At 61.2% G+C, this 25,863-nt stretch carries 28 protein-coding genes; 11 read left to right on the forward strand and 17 right to left on the reverse strand.

Annotation, left to right across the window (positions count from 1 at the left end; translation table 11 throughout):
• Positions 1–102: 102 nt before the first annotated feature.
• The gene (locus tag ACZ5C7_RS05235; RefSeq protein WP_464375298.1) at positions 103–267 is read left to right on the forward strand and encodes a hypothetical protein; all 165 of its coding nucleotides are present in this window, start codon (positions 103–105) and stop codon (positions 265–267) included.
• Positions 268–328: 61 nt separating this feature from the next.
• On the opposite strand, the gene ACZ5C7_RS05240 is transcribed toward ACZ5C7_RS05235, so the two are convergent.
• Positions 329–1,447 (reverse strand): tRNA (guanine(26)-N(2))-dimethyltransferase, encoded by a 1,119-nt coding sequence (locus tag ACZ5C7_RS05240; protein ID WP_464375299.1) that lies wholly within the window; start codon positions 1,445–1,447, stop codon positions 329–331.
• Positions 1,448–1,626: 179 nt separating this feature from the next.
• Between ACZ5C7_RS05240 and ACZ5C7_RS05245 the strand changes: the two genes are divergently transcribed.
• Complete coding sequence (locus ACZ5C7_RS05245) at positions 1,627–1,983, forward strand: hypothetical protein (protein WP_464375300.1); 357 nt, start codon at positions 1,627–1,629, stop codon at positions 1,981–1,983.
• A gap of 167 nt (positions 1,984–2,150) precedes the next feature.
• Here the strand turns inward: ACZ5C7_RS05245 and hisH are convergent, their stop codons facing one another.
• The 7 genes from hisH to ACZ5C7_RS05280 form a co-directional block, all read right to left on the reverse strand.
• Positions 2,151–2,813, reverse strand: coding sequence for an imidazole glycerol phosphate synthase subunit HisH (gene hisH, locus ACZ5C7_RS05250; RefSeq protein WP_464375301.1), 663 nt, complete (start codon positions 2,811–2,813; stop codon positions 2,151–2,153).
• A 109-nt stretch (positions 2,814–2,922) separates the two neighbouring features.
• Positions 2,923–3,882, reverse strand: coding sequence for a phosphonate ABC transporter, permease protein PhnE (gene phnE / locus ACZ5C7_RS05255; RefSeq protein WP_464375302.1), 960 nt, complete (start codon positions 3,880–3,882; stop codon positions 2,923–2,925).
• Positions 3,879–4,679 carry a phosphonate ABC transporter ATP-binding protein gene (phnC, locus tag ACZ5C7_RS05260; RefSeq protein ID WP_464375303.1) on the reverse strand — a complete coding sequence of 267 codons (801 nt, stop codon included), beginning with the start codon at positions 4,677–4,679 and terminating at the stop codon, positions 3,879–3,881. Before phnC ends, phnE begins: the two co-directional genes overlap by 4 nt.
• A 69-nt stretch (positions 4,680–4,748) precedes the next feature.
• On the reverse strand, positions 4,749–5,735 hold the full coding sequence (locus tag ACZ5C7_RS05265) for a PhnD/SsuA/transferrin family substrate-binding protein (protein WP_464375304.1): 987 nt from the start codon (positions 5,733–5,735) through the stop codon (positions 4,749–4,751).
• A 101-nt stretch (positions 5,736–5,836) separates the two neighbouring features.
• Entirely contained in the window at positions 5,837–6,436 is a 600-nt protein-coding gene (locus ACZ5C7_RS05270; RefSeq protein WP_464375305.1) for a uracil-DNA glycosylase, read from the reverse strand.
• 146 nt (positions 6,437–6,582) lie between these two features.
• Positions 6,583–7,143 carry an endonuclease dU gene (locus ACZ5C7_RS05275; RefSeq protein WP_464375306.1) on the reverse strand — a complete coding sequence of 187 codons (561 nt, stop codon included), beginning with the start codon at positions 7,141–7,143 and terminating at the stop codon, positions 6,583–6,585.
• A complete protein-coding gene (locus tag ACZ5C7_RS05280; RefSeq protein ID WP_283836013.1) occupies positions 7,143–7,322 on the reverse strand; it encodes a DUF5786 family protein in 180 nt (59 codons plus the stop codon). Before ACZ5C7_RS05280 ends, ACZ5C7_RS05275 begins: the two co-directional genes overlap by 1 nt.
• A 110-nt stretch (positions 7,323–7,432) precedes the next feature.
• Between ACZ5C7_RS05280 and ACZ5C7_RS05285 the strand changes: the two genes are divergently transcribed.
• A complete protein-coding gene (locus ACZ5C7_RS05285) occupies positions 7,433–8,050 on the forward strand; it encodes an MBL fold metallo-hydrolase (RefSeq protein ID WP_464375307.1) in 618 nt (205 codons plus the stop codon).
• Between the two features lie 89 nt (positions 8,051–8,139).
• Here the strand turns inward: ACZ5C7_RS05285 and ACZ5C7_RS05290 are convergent, their stop codons facing one another.
• The 4 genes from ACZ5C7_RS05290 to ACZ5C7_RS05305 all read right to left on the reverse strand — a co-directional run bounded on the left by ACZ5C7_RS05290 (position 8,140) and on the right by ACZ5C7_RS05305 (position 11,071).
• Positions 8,140–8,289, reverse strand: coding sequence for a 50S ribosomal protein L40e (locus tag ACZ5C7_RS05290; RefSeq protein ID WP_464375308.1), 150 nt, complete (start codon positions 8,287–8,289; stop codon positions 8,140–8,142).
• A 118-nt stretch (positions 8,290–8,407) separates the two neighbouring features.
• Positions 8,408–8,908, reverse strand: coding sequence for a DUF367 family protein (locus ACZ5C7_RS05295; RefSeq protein ID WP_464375309.1), 501 nt, complete (start codon positions 8,906–8,908; stop codon positions 8,408–8,410).
• Between the two features lie 43 nt (positions 8,909–8,951).
• Positions 8,952–9,155, reverse strand: a complete 204-nt coding sequence (locus tag ACZ5C7_RS05300) for a hypothetical protein (RefSeq protein ID WP_464375310.1) — start codon at positions 9,153–9,155, stop codon at positions 8,952–8,954.
• A 101-nt stretch (positions 9,156–9,256) separates the two neighbouring features.
• Positions 9,257–11,071 (reverse strand): Rieske (2Fe-2S) protein, encoded by a 1,815-nt coding sequence (locus ACZ5C7_RS05305; RefSeq protein ID WP_464375311.1) that lies wholly within the window; start codon positions 11,069–11,071, stop codon positions 9,257–9,259.
• 145 nt (positions 11,072–11,216) lie between these two features.
• Here ACZ5C7_RS05305 and ACZ5C7_RS05310 point away from each other — a divergent pair, with 145 nt between their 5' ends.
• Entirely contained in the window at positions 11,217–11,546 is a 330-nt protein-coding gene (locus tag ACZ5C7_RS05310; RefSeq protein WP_464375312.1) for a nuclear transport factor 2 family protein, read from the forward strand.
• Positions 11,547–11,788: 242 nt separating this feature from the next.
• Here ACZ5C7_RS05310 and ACZ5C7_RS05315 read toward each other — a convergent pair whose 3' ends face one another.
• Complete coding sequence (locus ACZ5C7_RS05315) at positions 11,789–12,937, reverse strand: MBL fold metallo-hydrolase (RefSeq protein WP_464375313.1); 1,149 nt, start codon at positions 12,935–12,937, stop codon at positions 11,789–11,791.
• Positions 12,938–13,160: 223 nt separating this feature from the next.
• Positions 13,161–15,299, reverse strand: coding sequence for a catalase/peroxidase HPI (gene katG, locus ACZ5C7_RS05320; RefSeq protein WP_464375314.1), 2,139 nt, complete (start codon positions 15,297–15,299; stop codon positions 13,161–13,163).
• A 293-nt stretch (positions 15,300–15,592) separates the two neighbouring features.
• Here katG and ACZ5C7_RS05325 point away from each other — a divergent pair, with 293 nt between their 5' ends.
• From ACZ5C7_RS05325 to argS, 5 genes are all read left to right on the forward strand, one after another.
• Positions 15,593–15,868, forward strand: a complete 276-nt coding sequence (locus ACZ5C7_RS05325) for a hypothetical protein (protein ID WP_464375315.1) — start codon at positions 15,593–15,595, stop codon at positions 15,866–15,868.
• A gap of 384 nt (positions 15,869–16,252) precedes the next feature.
• On the forward strand, positions 16,253–17,212 hold the full coding sequence (locus ACZ5C7_RS05330; protein ID WP_464375316.1) for a succinylglutamate desuccinylase/aspartoacylase family protein: 960 nt from the start codon (positions 16,253–16,255) through the stop codon (positions 17,210–17,212).
• Position 17,213: 1 nt separating this feature from the next.
• On the forward strand, positions 17,214–18,344 hold the full coding sequence (locus ACZ5C7_RS05335; protein WP_464375317.1) for a pyridoxal-phosphate dependent enzyme: 1,131 nt from the start codon (positions 17,214–17,216) through the stop codon (positions 18,342–18,344).
• Positions 18,345–18,472: 128 nt separating this feature from the next.
• A complete protein-coding gene (locus ACZ5C7_RS05340; RefSeq protein WP_464375318.1) occupies positions 18,473–19,195 on the forward strand; it encodes a DUF6517 family protein in 723 nt (240 codons plus the stop codon).
• 134 nt (positions 19,196–19,329) lie between these two features.
• A complete protein-coding gene (gene argS / locus ACZ5C7_RS05345; RefSeq protein WP_464375319.1) occupies positions 19,330–21,114 on the forward strand; it encodes an arginine--tRNA ligase in 1,785 nt (594 codons plus the stop codon).
• 228 nt (positions 21,115–21,342) lie between these two features.
• Here the strand turns inward: argS and ACZ5C7_RS05350 are convergent, their stop codons facing one another.
• Positions 21,343–21,885, reverse strand: coding sequence for a DUF8159 domain-containing protein (locus tag ACZ5C7_RS05350; protein WP_464375320.1), 543 nt, complete (start codon positions 21,883–21,885; stop codon positions 21,343–21,345).
• 367 nt (positions 21,886–22,252) lie between these two features.
• A complete protein-coding gene (minD, locus tag ACZ5C7_RS05355; RefSeq protein ID WP_464378404.1) occupies positions 22,253–23,119 on the reverse strand; it encodes a cell division ATPase MinD in 867 nt (288 codons plus the stop codon).
• A gap of 226 nt (positions 23,120–23,345) precedes the next feature.
• Between minD and prf1 the strand changes: the two genes are divergently transcribed.
• Positions 23,346–24,605, forward strand: a complete 1,260-nt coding sequence (prf1, locus tag ACZ5C7_RS05360; protein WP_464375321.1) for a peptide chain release factor aRF-1 — start codon at positions 23,346–23,348, stop codon at positions 24,603–24,605.
• 72 nt (positions 24,606–24,677) lie between these two features.
• Complete coding sequence (locus ACZ5C7_RS05365) at positions 24,678–25,472, forward strand: helix-turn-helix transcriptional regulator (protein ID WP_464375322.1); 795 nt, start codon at positions 24,678–24,680, stop codon at positions 25,470–25,472.
• Positions 25,473–25,484: 12 nt separating this feature from the next.
• On the opposite strand, the gene ACZ5C7_RS05370 is transcribed toward ACZ5C7_RS05365, so the two are convergent.
• Positions 25,485–25,727, reverse strand: a complete 243-nt coding sequence (locus tag ACZ5C7_RS05370; RefSeq protein ID WP_464375323.1) for a PRC-barrel domain containing protein — start codon at positions 25,725–25,727, stop codon at positions 25,485–25,487.
• Between the last annotated feature and the right edge of the window lie 136 nt (positions 25,728–25,863).

Here is a 25,863-nt window from a genome sequence, read left to right on the forward strand (position 1 = left end):
GAGGCCCAGATTCTGTGCGTGATCAGTGAGACGTAGCGTTTTGTGTCTCCTCTCGAGAGAGACTCCATGAACGAATTTCGGTGCCCGGATTGTTCCGTATCGATGGCGGAAACGACGCTTCGATCGCAGGACGGGTTTTCGTTGACCATCGAAACCGGCAAACGAAGCGGACTGCTCGGAAAGCTCGGCGTCGGGTCGACGACAGGCGTCGACGCGTTTTGCTGTCCGGAGTGTGGCCTCGTTCGCCTGTACGCCGATCTCGAGTAGGCGATCACAAGGAACCGGGTATCTCGCAACTGGTGGCACCCTCGAGAGGGGGTATCGGTCACTACCCCGTGAGCCTCGCCGCAGTCGCGTCGAAAATCTCCTCGACGGTCGCGTCGGATTTGAACGTCGTCCCGCCGTAGTGGGTCTTCGACGCCCGATAGCCCGCGCCGCGAAGGTCCGCGATGAAGTCGTCCATCGCGTTCGCCGGAAGCCCCCAGTTCTTGCACAGTTTGTGTTGATCGTAATGGGTCGGTTCCTCGAGTTCGGCCTCGAGCGTGCGGAGTAACTCCCGAGCGGTCTCGGCAGTCTCGAATTCGTCGGTGAGCTCCCCGCGAACCGCCTCGAGAAACTCGTCGTCCTGAATCGCCCCGAGCCAGACCGGTCCCGCGACGAGGATCCGCTCGCCGCCGCAGTTCGGACACGTCTCGAGCGGATCCGCGATCAGTCCCGCAGACGACTCGCGGTGGAGACAGTCCTCACAGTGAGAGAGGTAGCCCAGCTCCTCGAGCGCTCGATCCGCGGCGGTCGATTTCCGATCGAGTTCGAGATACGTTCGAACGTAGTGACTCGTCGCGTGGGTCAAGATCGGCGTGACGCCGACGTCGAAGCGAGCGGCGCTTCGGGAGAGCGCCGAGAGGAGCGTCCGAACGCCCATCTCGGTGTGATAGTCGGTGTTTCGCGGCACGGCGCTGTAGGAGCGGATTCCGCTGTTGAGATGGGCACCACAGAGCGGTGCGGTGTCGGTTGCGGTGACGCAGACGAGGTTGTGACAGTTCGCGAAGGCCGCGTCGGCGAAGGGCATCGGCGTTCCGAACGGGTCGAGGTCGATCACGTCGAACATCGACTCGTGCATCAGGGCGTTGGCGTTGGCCCGCTCGACGGTCGCCTCGCAGTCGTTTCGTTCGAGGTTCTCTCGAGAGAGCGACACGGCCTCTGGGTCGATATCACAGCAGGTAACGTCCCACCCGTCGCATGCGGCGCGAACACCCCGGACGCCGCTCGCGGCCATCGCATCGAAGTACGTCTCGGCTCGCGGTTCGCGCTCGCGAAAGGCGCGAAGCGTCGCGATCGTCAGATCCCGGTTCATCTCCTGGCGCGGGTTGTAAAAGACCGACTCTTCGAACCCCTCCGTCTGTTCGCCGGGAACCTCGAGTTCGACGTTTCCCTCCGTGACGCGCATGGTCGTATTCCGTGGAGCGGGGCGAAAAACGGCGTGGTCTGACTCGAGTGGCGTTCGTACACGGCGAGGACTGACCTCGAATACCCTGTGCCCGTTCTCGGGGTGCTCCGGGATCTTCGCACCGAACGAAACGCCACGACAACCAAACGGATTTTACAGTTCGGAACAGAGATTCGGTCGTGCCCGATTCGAATCCCGTCGAGCAGTGGGAAGCCCGACTCGAGGAGTCGGGGGAACTCTCGCCCGATATCGTCGAGCAGATCACGAGGCTGCACGACGACCGCGGGGTCCGCGCCATCGAAGCCGTCGGCGAGCGACGGGTGAAATCCTATCAGGACTTCACGATCGTCGTGGGGTACGACGACGAGTACATCGTCGAGGGCCGGGGCTGTACGTGTAAGGACAGCGAGTACAACCTCGACGACGACGATCCGACGGACATCTGCTGGCACGCCTTGGCGGTCGCCATCGCTCGGCGCGTCGGCCACGTCGATTACCACGACATGTGGTACTCCGAGGTTCGGGAGTTTCTATAAGATCGCGAACGGGAGGACGGCGACTCGTCAGACGGACTGCTGTAAATCATTTCCGGTGCAACCGTGACCCGTCCTGTGGTTGCACCGGTTGACTCGCTTCGCTCCTCCACCGAGACTCGTCTCACACGGTTCGACTCACCACCGGTAAATCGTTACAGCAGACCGTATCAGTCCTCGGCGCAGATTTCGACGAAGTTTCGCAGAATCTGGAGTCCCGTCTCGCCGCTCTTTTCGGGGTGGAACTGGGTTCCGAAGACGGTTCCGGCGTCGTTTGCGACGATCGACGGGAACTCCTGTTCGTAGTCGGTCGAGGTGACGGTCGCGTTCGCCGCGTCCGGCACGGCGTAATAGGAGTGGACGAAGTAGGCGTACTCCCCATCGACGCCGTCAACCAATGGGTGGTCGCGCTCGACGGAGAGTTCGTTCCAGCCCATGTGGGGCACCTTCTGTCCGCCGTCGAACCGAACGTTGGTTCCGGGGATCAGATCCAATCCTTCGACGGCTTCCTCGCCGTCGGTTTCGGCCTCCTCGCTCGAGGTGAGCAGCATCTGCATTCCGAGACAGATTCCGAACAGGGGTTGTCCGCGCTCGACGACCGCGTGGAGGTCCTCGCGGATCGAATCGGCGTTCTCGACGCCCTCTCGGAACGCGCCGACGCCGGGGAGGACGACCCCGTCGGCGGCCTCGAAGGCCTCGGGGTCGTCCGTGATTTCGACGGCCGCGCCCGCGCGCTCTAACCCGCGGGTCACGCTCCGGAGGTTCCCGAGCCCGTAGTCGACGACGACGACGGAGGCGAGTTCCTCCTCGGGCGGCGATGGCATCGTACTCATACGGATACGTCGGAGGCGTGGCGGCAAGTGCGTTACTCTTCGAGCAAGCCACTTGCTAAAATCTCCTGATCACTTTAGCTGGGGTTGAGAAACCGATCGCAAACGACGGTTATTTCGCGAGCGACTCCGCCATCCGTTTGGGGAATCCTTTCAGTAACTCCACGATTCCCATCGCTTCGTCGCCCTCTCGAATGTACGACCGAGTTCGTTGGCTAATGATTTCGACGGTGATGATCAGCAGCAAGATCACGAGGATCGTCGCCATCATCTCGGTGTAAGCGAACAACCGCTGTTGGGTGCTCAGTACGAGTCCGATCCCGCCCGCACCGATGATACCCAACGCGACGGCGATTCGGATGTTGATCTCAAAGATGTACAGCGTCCACGCGATGAACGGCGTGTACACCTGCGAGAGCATGCCGAAGACGATCACTTGAATTCGGCCGGCACCCGTGGTACGGATAGCTTCGATCGGGCCGTCTTCGATCTCTTCGAGTTCGTCAGTGAACAACCGGCCTAAATTACCAACCGTGTCCGTTGCGACCGCGATCGTCGCAGTGAACGGCGAAACGCCGCCGAGCGGGACGTAGATTAGCGCCCAGACGAGTGCCGGGATCGCGCGGATAGACGACATTACGCCGCGGAACAGGAAGTTAAACGGAAACGGCGTCACGCGACCTGATCCGAGCACAGCAAACAGCAACGCGAGCGGAAATCCGAGGATGGTCCCGCCGAATCCGATCGCGAGCGTGATTGCCGCCTCATGGAAGAGGTTTCGCTCGAGGATGAAATCGACGTACTGCATGAAGTCGATAAACGGCAAAAACCCGAAGTAGGTCGTTCGCGGGAAGTACTGATTGAGCGCGTCGGCGAAAAACGGTGCGTAGTAGTAGAGGTCGTGAAGCGAAAAGCCGACCATCGTCAACGCGTAGTTAAACGCGAACAGCAAGACCGCAACGGCACCGCCCGTGAAAATCCACCGACGCCGCCGGGCGCGGTGAATGGCTTCAAGCTTTTCTTCGACGGCCGTTGAAACCGTTTCTGAAGACTGTTCCGTGTCCGTACTCATACGTCGACGACCCCCGTTGTTCCCGAGTCGCTATCGCTTTCATCTTCCTGACGAGCGCCGAGGCCAGTCAGTTGATCGATGTTAACGTCTTCGTAGATCCGTTCGATGACATCGAGATCGAACTCGTCTTTGTAGCCATCGAACACGACCTCGCCGTGTTTCAGCCCGATAAAGCGCTGACCGAACTCCTGGGCGAGGTTGACCTGGTGGAGACTGACAGCCGTCGTTAGCCCGTGTTCTTCCGTTGCTGTCAAGAGGTATTCCATCACCTGCTGGGCACTACCGGGATCCAGACTCGCGACGGGCTCGTCAGCCAGTAACGTCTCGGGTTCCTGAACGAGCGCGCGAGCGATTCCGACTCGCTGTTGTTGACCGCCACTCATCCGGCGTGCGCTTTGCTGAGCCTCGTCGAGCAATCCGACGGTTTCGAGCGCCTCAAGTGCGCGGTACTTGTCTTCGGTATCGTTGCGTTTGAGAATGCTACTGAGCAATCCAGTGCGTTTGAGCGACCCGGTGAGTGCGTTAGAATAAGCGGACATCTGTCCGATGATATTGTGTTGTTGAAAAATCATCGCGGTATCGGGGTGGGGCTCGTGAATCTCGGTGCCGTCGATGATTACCTCGCCGGATGTGGGCCGAGTCAGTCCGTTCATACACCGGAGGAGGGTAGATTTGCCAGATCCAGAAGTTCCTAAGACGACAACGAACTCGCCATCGGGTATCTCAAACGAGACATCGTCTAAGGCCTGCGTTTCGCCAAATTGTTTACTGAGATTGTTTACTTCAATAGTACTCATCTGTTGTAAGCATCCATAGTGTTCAATTAGTTACGTGATGCTGGATCGAGAGACGACCTGACGAACGAGTTATTCGTCAGCCACGTCTTCGAACTCGAGATCGAGGGCGTCCATCGCGTCTTCGATCGGTTCGTAGTCCTCGATTGTGGCTTCTTCAACACCAGTGAACCAGAGCGGATCCTCGGCATCTTCATCAACTAAGTCTTCTTCTTCCGCTTCCAACAAGGCCTCTTCGATTTCTTCGACGACGGGATCGTCCCAGTTTGACCGTGCGACGATAGGTGCGCGGGGGATCGGGTCAGAAACAGCGAGCAACTGCAACTCTTCGTCGCCCGTGTCGAGATTGTCGACTTCGGCGGAGTGTTCCATGAAATCGTCGGACATCTGATCCTCAGTGAGGTACTCGGACGAAACGAACGCACCGGTCCCCGCTGCGACGACGTCTTCGCGTTCGAAGACCTCGTTCAGCGCGGTGTCGTGGTCCGAGTAACTGACCTCGAAATCATTGGGGGAGCCGTCGGGTGCGTCGCCGACATCCAACCCGCCGTCGTGGAGCATTGTCAGTGGATAGAGTCCGCCGCTGACCGAGAGTTGGTCGGCGAGGGCAACTTCCTGGTCCTCTTCGATGTCCGAGAGTTCATCGATCGGACTGTCGGGCGTCGTCACGATCGTCGAGAAATACACTGCGGCACCGTGTTGGATGCGCATTCCGAGGATGTCCATCGAATCCGGAGCGGCGACGACGCCGGTCGGCGAAATGTCGGCCAGTTCGGCCTGTTCGTTCTCGATGGCGGCAACCGTCGCGGTGTAGCTTTCGGCCTCGCTGTAATCGACCGTAATATCGGCTTCGTCCTCTACGTACTGGAAAAACTGTGCGTACTGTTCGGACATATCGACGCCGCCCTCCGCCGGATTGAGGACCATATCGATCACGTCGTCATCGTCGTCACTGCCGACGAGATCCCCGATACACCCCGCAAGTCCAACGGTTGCAGCAACACCAGTGCTTGTTAAGAAGGCGCGTCGATTACCACCCATTCGGCCACGTTCTGACATAGTTTCTACTGAGGTGGAACACATTTAGTGTTTTCTATGTCACGAACAGAGTACTATAGAGAAATTAAGATGAGGACATTAATATTTCTGGCACACAGCGATTAAAAACCGTCTAATCGCCGTTGGTTACTCGAGCTCCCGTCGACGCCGGCGAGATCCGCGGCCGTCTCGAGGGCCTCCTCGAACGTATCCTCCTGACTTCGATCGTACAGCGTCGCCGCAGGATGTACGGAGAGCACGACCCGACGAGCCGTCTCGTTGACCCGTATCTCCTCGACGGTTCCAGCCTCCGAAGTCACCGAAACTGACCGACCGAGCAAATGTTCGCTCGGGACCTTTCCGAGCGTGACGATCACGTCAGGATCCATCCGGTCGATTTCGGACTCGAGGTAGCCGCGACAGTTCTCGAGTTCCGATTTCGTCGGGTCGCGGTTCTCGGGTGGCCGACACCGAACGCAGTTGGTGATTCGAACGTCTTCGCGCTCGAGGCCGACCACGAGCAACGTATCGTCCAGCACCGAGCCGCTTCGGCCGACGAACGGCTCGCCTTGTTCGTCCTCGTTCGCTCCCGGTCCTTCGCCGACGAACAGGATATCGGCGTCTTCGGGGCCCGTTCCGTTGACGATCTGACTCCGCGAATCAACCAGCTTCGGGCATCGTTCACAGGCAGTTACCTCGAGTCCGTCCATCTCCTCGTCCATGGTCGTCGCTTGGCCGCCCCGGTACTACGTGTTTCGGGTCGCAGTTGCGTGGTCGCCGCCGGAGTGTCCGTCTCAACCCGGAGGAGGAAATCGCCCTCGGTCACCAAATCCGCAGATTGCTCTCGATCGACAAACCAGCACGGCCGCTACCGGTCGCCAAATCGATACTCGTGACCCGCACGCGCCGCCGCTCGAGCAACGCGGATCGGCTCGGGTCGACCGCCGTCGGGCGTGAACGCGCGTACGAGTTCCGCCGCCCTCGAGTGCTCGACCCCGACTGTACGCACGTACACCGTTTCGTCGTTGACCGACACCGTCCGCCGCGGCGGGAGCGAGCGATACGTCTCGAGGCGCTGTTGGAGGTGGTCACCGGAAAAAGCGTCCCTGAGGTCGTCTTCGAGGCCGTCGCTATCTTCGAACGTCGCCGCGATAACCGATCGATTAGTTGTTCTCGCGATACGTGAGAGGTTGACGATGTTGAACCATGCGGGGGCGACGGCACCAAGTATTACGTCGTCGACGTCCGGCCGATCGAACCCGTCGACGAGCGAAATGATCGCGTCGGTCGCATCCGTTCCGCCGACCGTACACGAGGCAAATGCGAACTCCTCGACGATCCGATCGGCCCGAACGACCGCACCGGCGAGCGTACTTCGCTCACCGGTGGCCGAGTCGGCGATACCCAGCGCCCGCACCCCGGCTTTCATCAGGAGTCGTCTTCGTCCTTGATCTCCTCGAGGCGGTCGAGCAGTTCGTCGCTCGAGGCACCGTTTTCGAACTCGAGTGTGCCGTCGTGGTGGCTCTGTTCGGATTCTACCGCGTCATCATCGTCAAAATCTGCGTCAACCTCTTGCTGTTCGGATTCGTCGTAGCTTCCGAATCCCATACAGTAGTCTATACGTCCCGGGGCATCAAAAGTTCCATGGGTGATTGAGTGTGTCAGATTTCGAGAGTATCGACGCCAGTATTATATCGCCAGATGCCGAGAACCCGTCCATGGAGGTTCATCACGTCACCGAGGATGCCGAGACGTTCACCTGCAACGCGTTTCTCGTTCGTGGCGATGAGACGACACTTATAGACGCCGGCGCGTGGGACGGCGTCGTCGAAGAGATTCGAACGCATCTCGACGGCGAACCGGTCGACAGTATCGTCCTGACCCACCAGCACGGCGATCACGTCGCCCAGCTCGAGGCCGTCTGTGAAGAGTTCGATCCAGACGTGTACGCGTACGGGGACCACTCGCTACGAACGCACGGGATCGACGACGGCGATACCGTCCGGATCGGCGACGAGTCCTTCGAAGTCGTTCACACGCCCGGTCACGCCGACGACCACGTCTCGTTCGTCTCCGACACGACGCTGTTTTCCGGCGATGTCGTCGTCCACGACGACGGCGCGTTCGACTACGGGAGCTTCGGCAGAACCGACATGGCCGGACAGTCTCGCGAGACGCTCATCGAGAGCCTCGAGGAACTGCTCTCGCGACTGCCCGATTCGGTCGAACACATGTACGCGGGACACGGCGGCGTCTTCCACGGCGACGTCACGGACGTGGTCGAGACGGCGCTCGGGCGAGCCGAAAAACGCGAGCCGAAGTATCCGGACGAATAGCGCCGCCGCTCGGGAGCTGATTTCGGAAATCGAAACCGCGATACCGCCGCTCGAGAATCTGTTGATCGGACGAAAATCGAACCGTTTGACTATGTCGCGCGGGCTTCCTTCGCTTTCGGTCGAAGCTTCTTGTATCCGCACTTGCGACAGCGGTTCGCTTCCTTCGAGTTGCGAGCGTTACAGCGCATGCAGATCATCTTCTCGAGCATTCGTTTTTCCGCAGCGTCGAAACTGGCCATACAGATCGGTTGTCCGGTGGCGCATATAATGCCTGCGGTCCGGACTCACAGGAGTTCCCGCGGAGTTTCGTCGCACGGAGTTTTCGGTCGAGCCGGCGGCGTGATTGCGATTGACCGCTCACTCGTCGGCTAGATAATCGTCCTGCACGGCGACAATGTCGCTCGAGTCCGCACACTCGGCGTACCGATCGAGTGGCTCTTCGTTGAGCGTCAGGAACGTTTCCCCCCACCGAAACGGCTCGAGGAGGTCCTCGGCCGCTTCGTCCTCACCGAAGATGCGGAGCGCCCCGGCGAGCGCTTCGACCGTCGTCAACTGGAACGGGTTGCCGTAGTTTATGGGGTTGGCGGCGACGAGAAACGGGAGCGCGCGGTGAACTCCCTTCATCGAGAACGACGCTTCCTCGGCGGACTCCCACGAGCAGTCCAGCGCGACGAGGGTCCCGAGCCCGTCGTCGGCGTCCGCGGGCGAAAGCGCCTGCTCGGCGTGGGGGTTGAGAACGACCCCGTAAGGAACCTGTCGCATCGACCGATGGAGGATCGCTCGGTCGAACTTCTCGAGGCGACGAGCGGTGCACTTCTTCGGGTCGTCGTCACCTTCGTAGTAGACGTGACACTCCACACTCGGCTTTCGACGGGGTGGGAGAAAAGGCGTGTGACTCGAGTCAGTCCGTTTCGCCGAAGCTGTCCGTGACGATGAACCAGGCGAAGGTGAGAACGACGACGAGGAGGAACGCGCCGGCGGCGAAGCCGAAGGTTTCCGTGCCGCCGACCATTCCCTCTCCGAAGGCTCCGGCTACCCATCCCGCCACCAGCCCCACGAAGACGGTGGCGGTTACGAGGATAATTACGAGGTTTCGGTCGGCCATCGAGCTCGGATTATCCCGGGTGTTGGATAAGGAGCGTGCCTGAATTCGCCAAGTCTCGCGGACAACTATCGGAACGATCGGACTGTCTCACATCGGAGCGGCTACGCCTCGTGGATCGCCTCGCCGCGGTTCAGTCGCGCGGCGATGGTAAACGTCTGTTCGGCCTCTCGACGGGTCGGAAAGTGCGCGGCCAAATATCGAGCCGTCGCGATCAGTGGAACCCACTGCCGGACCTCGTCGCCGTCCCCGTCTCCGTTCCGTTCTCGAGCCAATTCGAACTGCCGAAACGCGACCTCGAGGTTCTGGAGCGTGTGAAATCCGGCGTCTTCGCGCAAGAGGGCATGGCCCAGCGTCCGTTTCAGGTCAGCCACGTCGCCGTCGCACCCGACGAACTCGGCGACGAGACGACCCGCGCGGTTCACCTCGCCTTCGGCGTCGAACGTCTCGAAGAGCTCCTCAAGAATGTCGTCCGGATCGCGGCCCGTCTCGTTATCGGCGGGTGACGGAACGGGTGAGGGCGGCGTGTTAAGGAAGCGATCGAGGTAGACGTTGAGAGCGACGTCGAAGACGCCCCGATAGAGTTCGATCGCGTCGGTCCGGCGCGTCGACTGGTGGACGGCGTTCGCGTAAGTAACGGTGTGGTGGACGGTGTTCCAGTCCGAAAACTCGTTCGCCGTGCCGAACTGGGCGACTCGAGTCGCGGCCGCCTGGGCCGTCTCCCGTGCGAGCGCCTCGGTACCTGCGCCTGCGCGAATCGCGTCGGCAAGGCTCGAGACGATCGCCTCCGGATCGTCGGAGAGCAAGATTTCCTGGAAGTCCGAAGGCGGTTGCCAGTCGCCGCCGTCGCGACCGGCCGTCGCATCCTCGCCCTCCTCGAGAAGTCGCTCGAGGCCGCTCGTTTCCGTCACGTCGCCGCCGTAGACATCCTCGAGAAGCGCCACGAGGTCGACCGGCTGTCGCCACGAGGACCGCTCGTCGCTTCGGGAGGCCGTCGCGAGTGGTTCGACCAGGCTCGCGAGCGTCGTCGGAGCGTGTTCCCAGCCGACGTGTTCGAGGGTCTCGAAGGCCTTGTTTGCGAAATCGAGGACGTGGCCGGTCGAGAGGTAGGGATGGTCCGTCATGGCCGCGAAGATCAGTTCTGCGACCTCGGCCTCCGAGTAGTCGGCCTGGATCGCCGTGCGAAGACAGCGCTCCGCCCCGTCGGCGTCCCGGACTTCGATGCACTCGCGGAACCAGGATTTCAGCCGCTCGAGGGAGACGTCGGTCGTCGAGAACGCGGGCTGGGAAACGGTCGGCGCCTCGCCGTCGCAATCGCTCGCGACGTGACGAGCGCCGGTGTACAGCGCCCGCTTTCGATCGTCGGCCTCGAGGTCGTCCATCACGTTCGCCATGCAACCGAGAATAGTCAACCCGGAGCTCCACCCGGACTCGCGATAGTGGGTGCCGAAGTCAAGCGTCGTTTCCACGGGCGAACGATAGTCGACGCCCACGTCGACCAACCCGATCGTCGATTTGGCGATGACGAGCCGGAGGTTCTCCTCGAGTCCCGTCTCGAGGCGGTCAGCCCAGTGTTCCGCGGGCGGTTTTTCTCGCTCCGGCGTGGGATCGACGTAGACCGTCCCGTCCCGAACCTCGACCGGATACGTTTGGACGTCGTCGGCCCACGGATCGAACGTGTCGCCACAGGAGAGTTCGAACCGCGCGTGGTGCCAGTGACAAGTGAGGATGCCGTCCTCGACAGTGCCCTCCGCGAGCGGAAATCCCATGTGCGGACAGCGGTTGTCGACCGCGCGTATCTCGCCCTCGTGGGCGAAGACGGCGAGCGCCGTCCCGCCGCGGGAAACGAGCGTTCGGCCCTCCTCCTCGAGCGTCTCGAGCGAGGAGACTTCGTACAGGTCGTCGGAATCGGTAGCCATGCGAGTTCCCACCACGGCATAGGTGAAAACCGTTCCCTGAACGAGGTTTTTGTCCGGACATTGATCGGTTTCCGAACGACTTTCGAGATGTCTGTCCCTCCAAGACGCTTGCACTTTTCACCCGTGAGAGCGAACCCGTTCAGATATGGACGGCGAAGCCCTCGTAAGACGGTACTACGACGCGCTCGACGACCACGAGTACGAGACGCTCGAGGGATTCCTGGATCCGGCGTTCGTCCAGCGGCGGCCGGATCGGACCTTCGACGGCCGCGAGGCGTTCGTCGAGTTCATGCGAGAAGGACGGCCGAATCCCGACACGAGCCACGAACTCGACGCTGTTGTCGTCGGGGATGAAGGTGACCGGGTCGCCGTTCGAGGGCGGGTGCTCGAGGGCGAGACTGAGTTATTCGAGTTCGCCGACTTTTTCGAACTCGAGAACGGCTCGATCGTTCGATTAGAGACGTACAGTCGGTAAGTACACGTGCATACCGAACTTTTGCTCTGCGGGCGCGACTCCGTCGCGCCCTCGGCAAAACTTCGATGAAAAGCACTCCTCCCTCCCCTACAGGTCGGTCGTCGGCCCGCTCGCTCACTTGGCTCACGGTATCCCGTTCGCCTACTCGCGGCGCGTTGCGCCGCGCACCCGTTCGCTCGCGGATGCAAGCGGTAACGTCTCCGCCTGTACGTACCGTCTCCTTCAAAGTGACACCTCCACCGTTAGGCCGAGCAGTTGTTCGGCCCCAACTCGAGTTCGACCCGGTCCTCCGAATCCAGTTTCTCCCCGAGCGTGCCGCGGTTTCGGTCGATGATCTCCTCGTAGTTCGAGGGCTTTTCGCCGGCGTCGGCCATCCGCTCGACGAACTCCTCTTCCTCGAGTTCGAGAATATCGATCCCGGTTCGGGCTTCTCGGATCGTCGTCGATATCGCTTCTCCGGGTGCGCCGTGGGCGAACTCGCCGTCGGCGGTGACGGTGACGTGGCCCGGACAGACGACGATCGACTCGGGTTCGGCGAGCACCGTTCGGTGGAGCGTTTCGTAGAGCATCCGCGCTCCCCTCTCGCCTTCGTCCTCGTTGAACTCGAGTTCCGTTCGCCCCGTCGAATCGACGTGGAGCGTGTCGGCGGTCAGCAGCGCCCGGTCGTCGATCAGCACCGAAATCATCTCGCTGGTGTGACCCGGCGTCTCGAGGGCCTTTAACTCGAGCGTCCCGACCTCGAGCACCTCGTTTCGCTCGAGGGGCGTGTAGGAGACTTCGACGCCGCGTTCGGCCGCCCGCTCGCCGAGATAGTAGGGGACCTCGAGCCTGTCCGCGAGCTCCCGTCCGCCCGAGACGTGGTCGGCGTGGACGTGCGTATCGAGGACGCCCACGACCGAGAGTCCGGCTTCTTCGGCGGCGACCGCAAACTCGTCGGTGTCTGCCGTGGGATCGACGACGAGCGCCTCGCCCGTCTCTGGGCAGCCGACGACGTAGGAGAGACACCCCTTCGCCCGTCGCTGAATCTGGAGGAGGGAGACGGAGTCGCCGACGTTGATCTCCGCCCGGTCGTAGACCCGACTCCAGCCTTTCATCCCGCCCTCGATGGCGGCGACATCGTACTCGTCGGTCGCCGACTCGAGTTTCGTCGCGAGATTGGCCGACGAAATCCCTTTCGCACAGATGGTGAGGACTCGGTCGGTGCCGTCGAGAAGACTCTCGAGGTCCTCGAGGCGGCCGTCGAGTTCCTCCTCGGGCCCAAAGGGAAAGTTGATCGCGTCGGCGACGTGCCACGACTCGAAGCTCTCCTCGGGGCGCGTATCGACGAGCGCGTACGACTCGTCGTCGTCCTGTAGCTCCGCGAGTCGCTCCGCCGAGAGTGTGGTAACCATACCTGTTCCTAGGCGGGCTGGGACCTAAATATCGACCGCCAACTGCGGTGTAAGAGAGCAGCCGGAACGATCACAGGCGTCCCGAAAACAAAGGTGTCACATCGTTCGATACGTCGTCACGACAGGGTTGGGAAACCCAACGTTGCGAAACCGAATGGTAGACTGGGGCTACACTCGGCCGGAACGTCGTCCGCGCTCACCGAATCGAAGCGCTCGAGAGCGATTACTCGAGGTCGAACCGATCGAGCTTCATCACTTTGTCCCACGCGTCGACGAAGTCGTGTACGAACTTCTCCTCGGCGTCGTCGGTTCCGTAGACTTCCGCGATGGCTCGAAGTCGGGAGTTCGAACCGAAAACGAGGTCCACGCGACTCGCCTTCCACTTCACGTCGCCCGTTTCGCGGTCGCGAACCTCGAAGATCTCTTCGGATTCGGATGCCGCTTCTACCTCCGTGTCGTTGTCGAGCAGGTTCGCGAAGAAATCGTTGGTCAGCGTCTCGGGCTGATCGGTGAAGACGCCGAGGTCCGAGTTCTGATAGTTCGCGTCCAGCGCGCGCATGCCGCCGACCAGAACCGTCGTCTCGTCGGGCGTCAGATTCAGGAGTTCCGCCTTGTCCACCAGCAGTTCTTCCGTCGGACGATCGGCCTCGTCACTGCGGTAGTTGCGGAATCCGTCCGCCTCGGGTTTGAGCGCCTCGAAGGACTCGACGTCGGTCTGTGCCTGCGAGGCGTCGGTTCGGCCGGGTTCGAACGGAACAGCCACGTCGTAGCCGGCGTCCGCTGCCGCATCCTCGACAGCCGCCGCGCCGCCCAGCACGATCAGGTCCGCAAGCGAGACTCGCGTCCCGTCGGAGCGCGAACCGTTGAACTCCTCCTGGATCTCTTCGAGGGCCTCCAGTACCGTTTCGAGTTCCTCCGGATCGTTCACGTCCCAGTTTCGCTGTGGCTCGAGGCGAATACGGGCCCCGTTCGCGCCGCCGCGCTTGTCGCTGTCGCGGTAGGTCGAGGCCGCCGCCCAGGCGGTCTTGACCAGCTGGGAGGTGGATAGATCCGTGCCGAGGATCGTCTCCTTCAACTCGGCGACCTCTTCGTCCCCGATCAGGTCGTGGTCGACATCGGGGAGGGGATCCTGCCACAACATCTCCTCGTCCGGAACCTCGGGACCGAGGAACCGGATCGGCGGACCCATATCGCGGTGGATCAGCTTGTACCACGCCTTCGCGAAGGCTTCCTGGAACGCCGCCGGATCCTCCCGGAACCGCTGTGAGATCTCCCGGTAGTCCGGATCCTCCTTCAGCGCGAGGTCCGTCGTGAGCATCATCGGCGGGTGCGATGCCGACGGATCGTGCGCGTCCGGCACGTCGTCGTCGGCCGACTCGTCCGCAGGACGCCACTGGTAGGCTCCGGCGGGGCTCTGCTCGAGTTCCCACTCGTACTCGAACAGGTTGTCGAGGAAGCCGCTGTCCCACGAGATCGGCGCGTCGGTCCACGCGCCCTCGAGGCCGCTGGTGATGGTGTCGTTCCCTTTGCCGGTCCCGTGTTCGTTGTCCCAGCCGAGACCCTGCAGATCGATGGGGGCCTCTTCGGGCTGTGCACCGAGATTATCGTCGGGGGCAGCGCCATGAGTTTTCCCGAACGTGTGTCCGCCAGCGATGAGCGCGACCGTTTCCTCGTCGTTCATCGCCATGCGATCGAACGTCTGTCGGATGTAGTCCGCAGCCTTCTCCGGGTCGGGGTCGCCGTTCGGCCCCTCCGGGTTCACGTAGATCAGGCCCATGTGGTCGGCCCCGAGTGGCCCCTCGAGGTTGCCCTCTTCGTCGTGGCGCTCGGATCCGAGCCACTCGTCCTCTGGCCCCCAGTAGACGGCCTCGTCTGGAGCGTAGGCGTCTTCGCGTCCGCCGGCGAAGCCGTACGTCTCGAATCCCATCGACTCGAGGGCGACGTTCCCGGTCAGGACGATCAGGTCGGCCCACGAGAGTTTGCGGCCGTACTTTTGCTTGACGGGCCAGAGCAGACGACGCGCCTTGTCGAGGTTGACGTTGTCCGGCCAGCTGTTGAGGGGCGCAAAGCGCTGTCGGCCGCCGGAGGCACCGCCGCGGCCGTCGGTGGTACGGTAGGTGCCCGCGCTGTGCCAGGCCATTCGGATCATCAACGGCCCGTAGTGTCCGTAATCCGCCGGCCACCACTCCTGAGACGTCGTCAGCACGTCTTCGATGTCCGCCTTCACTTCGTCGAGGTCGAGTTTTTCGAACTCCTCGGCGTAATCGAAGTCCTCGCCCATCGGGTCGTCGTCACGAGCGTTCTGGTCGAGGAGCTTCAGATTCAACTTCTCCGGCCACCAGTCTTGGTTAGACCTAGTCATCATCGGGGTATTGCTACTTTCGCATATTAAGATTTTCTATCCACTAACGAAGTCTTCGCTGTGGGACAAGGGATTTTTTGAATCCGTGAATTTTTTCTCAGTGATGGAGTCATCGCCGCGTACTCAGTACGATCATTTTCGAGACACGAGGACAAACTCGGTCGAATCTGCTCGAGTTGCCCCAAGTTTGCCCGGCTCTGCCCGAGGAAGCGACGCCTCATCGCGAGGTCGTCAGCCCGCGCCATCGTGTTCGAAGACGAAATCACTACATACGCCTACTGTGAATCGCGAGTATGTCACTCGTCAAGTATCTCTCGTCGCTGTTGATGATCGTCATCGGAATCGCCGTCATGGTGCTGCTCGCAACGGTCGTCTTTTTCATCACGATCTTCGTCGTTTCGACGGGATCGGACCTCGCGGGGTACAATCCCGGCGACGATTACGTGGTTCTCTCCTCGACGCTGATCGTCGTCGCGGTCATCCTCACCGGCGGCTTCACGCCCCGTCTCTCCGGTAGCAGCGACGACGATGCAGCGGACGACGAATTCGGCGACCGAACGTTCCGATAGACTCTTGCTGAGGGCGCTTCCGTCGATATCGTAGCGGAAGGGAGATTTTTCGCGAACCCACGACGCTGGAGACACAGGTCTCCTCGAGGAGAGAGTATTTGATACGGTCTGCTGATTTGATACAGTCTGCTGAAACGATTTACCGGTGGTGAGTCGAGCCGTGTGAGACGAGCCTCGGCGGAGGAGCGAAGCGAGTCAACCGTTGCAACCGCAGGAAGGGACGCGGTTGTGCCGACAATGAATTACAGCAGTCCGCATGAGAGCCCAACGGATGGGTCTTTGAGAGAGCAGATATCGATTCCCAGCGGACAGCGATCGGAGGAATGCGCGATCGGGGACCAGAAGACCGAACCAGTAAAGGCGAGCGCTCTCGTCGTCGGTGATATGACGACGACGCTCGGAACCGCAAGCGCGGGGCCCGGCGAGATCGACACGGGCCGTCTCGAGGTCGGGGAGACGAGAGACGGCAGCCCGTTCGGATTACCCGTCGCCGTGGTAAACGGCGCGAAACCCGGGAAAACGCTGTACATGCAGGCGGCGAGCGACGGTGACGAATTGAACGGTGTCGGGGTGCTCACGCGAGTCGTTCCTCGGCTCGATCCCGCCGAAATTTCGGGAACGATTCTCATCGTCGGGATCGTCAACTATCACGCGTTTCAGGTCGCCGAACATCGAAATCCGATCGACGATACCAAGATGAATCGAGCCTTTCCCGGCTCGGAAAACGGCACCTCGAGCGAGCGGATCGCCCACACCGTCTTCGACGTGGCACAGACCGCCGATCTGATCCTCGACCTCCACCAGGGGTCGACGAGTCGGATGATCGACGAGGTTCGGGTTCGCTGTGGAAAGCGCCACCGCATGCACGAGGATTGTCTCGAGCTCGCGAAGGCGTTCGGCTGTGGCTACGTGCTCGACCAGAAAGGACCGGAGGGACAACTCGCACGGGCGGCACCCGACAAGGGGATTCCGACCGTCGATCCGGAACTCGGCGGCTGCGTTGGTTGGGACGAGAGTAGTATTCAGAAAGGTGTTGAAGGCGTCTTCAACGTGCTCCGGTACTACGACTTCCTCACGACGGGCCACGATCTCAATCGACAAATTCGCGCGAGCAGCTTCGAGCAATACGGCTCGCCCGTCGGCGGACTTGTCAGGATTCAAAAGGAACTCGGCCAGCAGGTTCGATCCGGCGAGACCCTGTTCGAAGTAACGAGCGTCTTCGGCGAGACGAAAGCGGAGGTTACGGCAGACAGTGACGGCGTCCTCTGGCGGACGCGACGACTCCCGCAGGTCGCGACCGGAGAGTACGTCTGCTCGGTCGGAACCGACGTCGACTCCTACTGATATGCCGGCGGATCTCGTTTGTCCGGACTGTAACACCGTTTGCGAAGCGGGTCCCGACGAGCCCTGGCGCTGTTCCTGTGGGCGCGCACTCGAGTTTATCGAAGACGCACCGCTCGCAGAGACCGTGAACGCGCGGCCGGAGTTGGACGTCGAGACGTCGAACGACGGGCTCTGGGCGTTCGCCGACTTGCTTCCGATCGACAAACGCGTCTCGCTTCACGAAGGATTCACGCCGCTGGTCGAGACACCGCAGTGGGACGCCTCGTTCAAACTCGAGTACGTCTTCCCGACGGGATCGTTCAAGGATCGCGGCGCGACGACGACGCTCTCTCGAGCGGCCGGCCTCGGCGTCGAGAAAGTGATCGAAGATTCGTCGGGGAACGCGGGTGCCGCGATCGCTACCTACGCTGCTCGCGCCGGCCTCGAGGCGGACATCTACGTTCCGTCGGACGTCAAACGCTCCAAACTGCGGGCCATCGAACGCGTCGGCGCCCGACCCGTGCAGGTCGAGGGGACGCGAAAAGACGTGACCGACGCTTGCATCGACGCCGTGGAGGACGGGGGAGCGGGATGGTACGCGAGTCACGCGTGGAACCCGGCGTTTTACGCGGGGACGATGACGTTCGCGTTCGAGCTCGCGGCCCAGCGCGGGTGGGACGTGCCGGACGCCGTCGTCCTACCGATCGGCCACGGAACGCTCTTTCTCGGGACCTACCGGGGGTTTACCCGCCTCGAGAAAGCGGGGATCACCGACGACTGTCCGCGACTGCTCGGTGTCCAGGCGACGAGCCACGCGCCGATCGTTCGACGACTCGAGGGGGAAACTGACGCGAGAGCGTCGGACGAAGACGGCGAAACACAGACGACGGTCGCCGACGGCATTCAGATCGCCGAACCGGCCCGCGAAGCGGAACTCCTCGAGGCGATCGAGGCGAGCGATGGGGATGCGATCGCAATCGAGGACGGGCCGATCGAAACCGCGCTGGACCGACTACACCGGAGCGGTTTCTACGTCGAACCGACCAGCGCGATCGCGCCGGCAGCAGTTTCTCGATACCGCGAATTGGGGATACTCGGAGACGATGACGATATCGTCGTCCCGTTGACCGGAAGCGGCCTTAAAATCTCGTAGACGGGCTGGAGTCTGGGACGTCCCCACGATCCACAGCGGGCGTAGACGTCGATCGAAGAGCTGTTAGGCCGGCGACAGTCCCTCACGTATCCAACAAACACTTATAAACCGGACAGTAATTCTCACGTATGAATCGTCGAAGCCTGCTCGCCGGCGCGGCCGTCCTCGGGATATCGAGCGTCGCCGGTTGTCTCGGGACGATCGGGATGGACGAACACGAAGCGTCGCCCGCGAGCGTCGACGAAGTCGCACGCGAAGAGACCGGATACGAACAGAGTGCGGTCGTCGAAGACACCGTTGAGGAGTCGGTCGACCTCCTGTTGTTCTCGGAAGACGTCTCCGTAACCAACTACATCACCGAACACGAGAAGCCGGTGTCGGTCGGGCCCCTCACGCTGGACGACGGCGGCGTCTTCCTCGTCGTTTCGACGCCCCAGGCCAGCGTCCTCGGCCAGCAGTTCAACCCAGTCGAAGAGATGTCGGCCGAAGAGTTAATCGAAGAGATCGAAGGTAACTACGACGGCATGGACGACGTTACCCACGAATCGGACGACACCGTGACGATTCTCGATCAAGAAACGACCCAGTCCAGATTCACGGCCGAATCGAGCTACGACGGCTCGAGCGTCGAAGTCTCGATCCACATCAGCGAAGCGGTCGAAACGGACGAGGACCTTATCCTGACCATCGGCGTGTATCCGAACGAACTCCGAGACGAAGAGGAATCGAACATCGTCTCGCTCATGGAAGACGTTTCGGGCGCCCCGCCCGAAGGCGACGATGAAAACGAGAGTGGATCTGACGAAGGCGAAAGCGACGACGACGAGGACGGCAGCATTTTGGAGCTATAACCGGTTCGAGGCGAAATTCGGACCGATCGTCCGATCCGATGGGATCCCCACATCCGAATCGGTCGGCCCGTGATCACGACGTGAGATCGTTCGAACCCGACACCCCTTTACTCGAGCCCTGAATACGGATCCGTATGTTCCTCACCTTACGCGAATCGGTCGAAGACGCCCTCGAGGGGGCGCTCTCGGCCCTCGAGTTCCCGACCGGGGATCTCGGGATCGAAAAGCCGCCCGAAGACGTCGACAGCGTGATCGCCTCGAGCGTCGCCTTCCGACTGGCGAGCGAAGCGGGCGCACCGCCGCCGCAGGTCGCCCAGCAACTCGCAGACGAAATCGATACCGACGAACTGACGTCCGTCGCTCGAGTCGAAACGCAGGGGCCGTACCTCAACTTTCTGCCGAGCGACGCGTACTTCGAGGCGACCCTAGACCGGGCCACTGACGAGCGCTACGGCCACCTCGAGGATCGGGACGAATCCGTCGTCGTCGAGCACACGAGCGCGAACCCGACGGGGCCGGTCCACGTCGGTCGCGCCCGGAATCCGATCATCGGCGACGCCGTCTCGAACCTGCTGGATACGGCGGGCTACGACGTCGATCGCCACTACTACGTCAACGACGCGGGACGGCAGATGGCCGTCTTCACGTGGGCCTACGAGACCTTCGACGAAGCGGCCCTCGAGGACGAGCCCGAACGCGACCGCATCGAGTACGATCTGGTTCGATACTACCGCAAAGGAAACGCCTACCTCGAGAACGCGTCCGAATCCGAGGTCGAGGAAGCCGAGGCCGAGATCGAGTCGATCATGCAGGGACTCGAGGCCGGCGACGAGGAGGCCTACGAGCGCGTCACGGAGGTCGTCGACCAGGTGCTCTCGGGGATGAAAACCTGTCTCGCTCGACTCCCCGCCGAGTTCGACGAGTTCGTCAAGGAAACGCGGTTCATGAAAGATGGCTCGACCGACGACGTCGTCTCGCGACTCAAGGAACTCGACGGCGCGGTCTACGAGGAAGACGCCTGGCAACTCGAACTCGAGGAGCAAGGAATCGACAAGAACCTCGTCTTCTTACGCTCCGATGGCACCTCGCTGTATCCCACTCGAGATCTCGCCCACCACGAGTGGAAACTCGAGAACTACGACCGCGCGGTGACGGTGCTTGGCGAGGATCACAAACTGCAGGCCAAACAGATTCGAACGACGCTCGAGTTACTCGGCGACGACACGGACGGCCTTCAGCAGGTGCTTTACTCCTACGTCAACCTCCCCGAGGGGAAGATGTCGACTCGCCGCGGAACGGGCGTCGACCTCGACGACCTCCTCGACGAAGCGATTTCTCGCGCACGCGACGAAGTCGAAACGCGTCTCGACGACCGCATCCGCGACGACGACCTCGAGGAGGACGACATCGAGCGCATCGCCCACCAGGTCGGTATCGGCGCGGTTCGGTACGATATCGTCTCGAAACAGCCGACGAAGGCGATCACCTTCGAGTGGGAGCAAGCACTCGATTTCGAGGCCCAGTCCGCGCCGTACGTCCAGTACGTCCACGCGCGCTGTTGTGGGATCTTAGAAGAAAGCGACGCTGCGGACGACGCCGACGCGGCCGTCGAAAACCTGTCGGCGGCTGCGGACGCGGATCTCCTCGAGACCGAGGCCGAACGAAACCTTCTCGAGACCATCGCGCGATTCCCGTCGGTGATCGACGAGGCGGCCGAAGACCTCCAGCCACACCAGGTGGCGACGTACACCCGCGAATTCGCGGACGCGTTCAACACGTTCTACCGCGAGTGCCCGGTCCTCGCCGACGACGTCGACCCCGAGGTTCGCGAGGCGCGACTCGCGCTCGTCGCCGCGTCGCGACACACCGTCGCGAACGCGCTGTCGGTGCTCGGCGTCGCCGCGCCGCGCTCGATGTGAAAAACGGGCGTCACAATCTCTTCGCGAGATGATCCGATAGCGGTGGCGGCGGAGACCTCCCTTGCGGAACCGGTCCGGTGACGTGGAATGGTGTCCCTTGAGAAGCGGCGGGATACTTCGAAATAGTGGATCGGCCTCGGTGTAGCCGGTAACGCTCGGTCCAGACGGTGAAACGGCGACTCTGGGCACTCATCGCGTTCCGTTTCTCCGAAAAAAGTCGGTGTCCGACTACGCGGTTGCGAGCGCTTTATGTTTGAACTCTTCTTCGGACATGTTGTTCTGGACGAACGCGACCGCCCACGCGACATCGACGTAGAAGCTCAACACCGTGTTTCCGTCCGCGTTGAAGATCGTAAACTCGATGGTTTCGACCGATTCCACGAACGTTTCCGGATCGTCGATCGCCTCCGCGGCGACGATGCCGAGCTCTTCGACGACCGCGTAGAGTTCGTCTTGGCTCAACGTGTCCTCGAGGGTCACCTCGACTTCGACGTGGTAGCCGTCGCGTTTGATGTCGTCGACTTTCACGTCCGTGTGACCCAGATCGAGCTTGTCTTTGTCGAACCCGGGGACTTCGTCCGATTCCTCGTCGTCGGAATCGTCGTCGCTTTCGTTTCCATTACTGTCATCGATACCGTCGGAGCCGTCATCGCCACCGCCACCACCGTCGTCGTCATCACCGCCGTTCTCTTCGCTTGTACTGTCTGAACAACCCGCGAGTGCGGTTGCGAACACGGCACCACTGCCGAGGAGGATCTTTCTTCGCTCCATATTCACCCACTCCAGACCACCCCTGATTAGTAATCAGATCATTCTTTCTGGAATGGATTGCTATCCGGAACGTTCACGTGTAGTCCCTCGCTATCGGGTTGTTGACCGCGAATAACCGTTCAGAAGCTGTGATGGTGTGTCGTGCAACTGTTCAGGTACCGGTTTACCCGGGATCGCTTCCGAAAGAATCGGTATTCGGCTATCGGCCGCTATGGGACTGTCCCCGCCAAAAAGTAGAAAGGCGGAGTGGTAGCAAACAGCTACCCGACGAAAGTCGGCGAACGTAGAAGAAACGGCGGTGAACGTCCAAACTACCTTCGCGGTAGCGGAAGACGGAATACTGGTCAACGCACGAGGCAGTCGTCGATCAGGAATCGGTCTCGACTTCCGTTGTACTCTTCGAGCGGTTTTCCCTGGAATCTGAATCCCCACCGGAAGAATCCGACGAGCTGGACGCCTCACCGCCGGTGATATCTTGCTCGGTGTTCGGGTCGTCGGACGGATCCGCAGTATCCATCTCCGCAACGATCTCGGAAAACTCGGCTGCCAACTGTTTGTACGCGACCGCGGCAGGCTGCTGGCTGTCGTAGACGACGAGCGGCGTCCCCGCATAGAGGCTTTCGCGGACGGCGGGATCGTCCGGAATCGCACTCACCAGCGGAATGTCGAGTCGGGCGGCGATATCCTCGGGAGAGACGTTGCTCCCTGATCGGGTCCGGGTAACGATCAATCCGCCAGCCTTTCCGCTGGCGTGGTCGGTCAACTCGAGGGTCTTTTTCGTGTCGTGAACCGACGCGGGTTCCGGCGTCGAAACGAGCAAGACGGCGTCTGCGAGTCCGAGCGGGAGAACGGTTTCGTGGCTGACGCCAGCGCCGACATCGAGAAAGACGTACGAGAATTTATCGCGCAGTTCATCGACGACCTCCCGGAGTCCCTCGGGCGAGGTCTCGGCGTACTCCTCAAGTCCGGTTCCGCTCGGAACGGCCACGATATTGTCCGTCAACGGATACGTGGCGTCCGCTACCGACGCGTTTCCGGCCAACACGTCGTGGAGGGTGGTCGAATCCGTACTCAAACTGACGAACCCCGCGAGGTTCGCCATGCCGAGGTCGGTGTCGACGATCGCCACGCGTTCACCCGTCTGAGCGAGCGCAGTACCGAGGTTTACCGTCGTCGTCGTCTTCCCAACACCGCCCTTTCCACTCCCGATGGCGAATACCGTCTTGTCGGACATATTGATTATACCGCCACAGTGTAGCGGGAACACCTTAAATCGTGACATATATCCGTACGGTACCGGTCCGAAATATAACGTTTCGAGGACGACCGAACCGAATTTGCAGATCCGAGCCCCACCGACGACGGAAAAAGCGCGTTGACGGCGACGACGAGCCCCCCGTCTACGCGCGCACTCGGGCAGGTCAACAAATACTTACCCGCAGCAGTGCTTTGTACGACCAATGAGTCAGGAGGGCGAGCAGGAACACTCCGACCGGAAGAAATACGAATTCCGGAAGGTTATCGAGGATCTCAAGAATTTCGAGGGGTCGGGAACACAACTCGTGACGATCTACGTTCCCGACGACCGCCAGATCAGTGACGTCGTCGCACACGTCACCCAGGAACACTCCGAAGCGGCCAACATCAAGTCAAAACAGACACGGACCAACGTTCAGGACGCGTTAACGTCCATCAAAGATCGCCTTCGGTACTACGATACGTTTCCGCCGGACAACGGTCTCGTCCTGTTCTCGGGGGCCGTCGATTCCGGCGGCGGCAGGACAGAGATGGTCACGAACGTCCTCGAGAGCCCGCCCCAGCCCGTCGAATCCTTCCGCTATCACTGCGATTCGGACTTTCTCACCGAACCGCTCGAGCACATGCTCGCGGACAACGGCCTGTACGGCCTGATCGTGCTCGACCGGCGCGAGGCCAACGTCGGCTGGCTTCGGGGCAAACGCATCGAGCCGGTCAAATCCGCCTCGTCGCTGGTTCCCGGCAAACAGCGAAAAGGTGGCCAGTCCGCTCAGCGATTCGCTCGGCTCCGTCTCGAGGCGATCGACAACTTCTATCAGGAGGTCGCCGAGATGGGCAACGACCTGTTCGTCCCCAAACGACACGAGATGGACGGCATCCTCGTCGGCGGCCCCTCGCCGACCAAAGACGAATTTCTCGACGGTGACTACCTCCACCACGAGATTCAGGACAACGTCATCGGCAAATTTGACGTCTCCTACACCGACGAGTCCGGTCTAAAGGAACTCGTCGACAACGCCGAGGACGCCCTCGCCGACGCGGAAGTGATGAAAGAGAAGAAGGAGATGGAGCAGTTCTTCGAGGAACTCCACGCCGGCGAGAAGGCGACCTACGGCTTCGAGCAGACGCGAGATAATCTCATCATGGGGTCGGTCGAGACGTTGTTAATTAGCGAGGATCTTCGGTCCGATGTCGTCATCTTCGACTGTCCGGAGTGTTCGAACACCGATTACGAAGTGATCGACCGGCGCAAATCGATACCGAACCACGAGTGCTCGGAGTGTGGAACGGCCCTCGAGGCCGACGAGGAAGATCGGGAAGACGCGATCGATCACCTCATCGAAATCGCCGAACAGCGCGGGACCGAAACGAAATTCATCTCGACTGACTTCGAGAAAGGCGAGCAGCTCTACAACGCCTTCGGCGGCTTCGCAGGTATCTTGCGCTACAGTACGGGCGTCTAACGATAGCGGTTCCAGGAGGGAGTCAGCCGGACCGGGAACTTTTTAGCCGTTCCTCCGCGTCCAATAGGTGAGATGGGGAATCCGAGCGCTGATCCCGATATTCTTCAAACGGTCGCCAAGCGCTCGCCACTCCTCGAGCGACTCGAGGAGGGGCCGGCCGCCAAGCCCGAACTCATCGAGGTCCTCGATTGCTCCCGATCGACGATCGATCGAGCCATCCGCGAACTCGAGTGGTTAGACTGTATTCGGCGCACCGACGACGGCTTTCGACTGACTGTCGCGGGTCGACTCGCATTGTCCGAGCACCGCCGGAGTTTAGAAACCTTCGAGTCGGTTTCGCAACTGAGCGATCTGCTGCGAGAGTTGCCAGCAGAAACGCCGATAACCGTCGATATGGTTCGTAATGCAACATTACTCGAGATCCCACCCCACGCCCCGAGCGAACCGCTCGAGGAAATCGTCGACCTGATCGGTCGAGCCGATCGGGTCCGAGGAATGGCCGCAGCCGACAGGATGCCACAGTTTCGACGGCAGTTCTACGAGCGGTCCGTGAACGGTGATCTCGACGTCGAATTGATTCTCACGGAGGATCTCGCGAGGCATACGCTAACGGAATACACCCAGCGGCTCCGCGAAGTACTCGTCGACGGTGAGGGTGATTTCTACGCAGTCCAAACGGTCCCCTACGAGCTATCGATCGTCGAAACGCCGACGGAATCGGTGGTCTACGTCATCCTGCTCAATTCGGACCTGACACATCGGGGAGTGATCCGAAACGACTCGACAGAGGCACTCGAGTGGGCTCACGACGTGTTTCGGCGGTATCGAGCGAGTGCAACCTCGTTGTCTCCGTTCGACGATCAGTAATCCACTACTCGCTCACAGCGTCCCGCGTAAATAGACCGCATTCTCGGTGATCTTCTCGATACTTCCCGCGTCGAGAGGGTGTGCTTCTTCGGTAACGGACCCCCAGCCGAGTTTCGCTTTGATCGTCTCGGTGAGGCCGGGATCGAGAACGACGTATCCGCGACCGTTTTCGACATCGGCGATGCGTCCGACTGCAGTTCCGTCGGCGTTCAGTACGCGTTTTCCCGTGTCCGAAGGTTCGAGATTCTCCCGCATGGTGTGATTCAGTTTTCGACGTCGCTGGATTCGAGTGACGCGCTCGAGAACGCGCCGTCTTTCGTCTCCCCCAATGGACCGCACCGAACAACGATTGACGCTCCTTGAGGAGGCCGAGCGCCCGATACTGTTGCTT

It is taken from the genome of Halostagnicola alkaliphila, assembly GCF_055379965.1.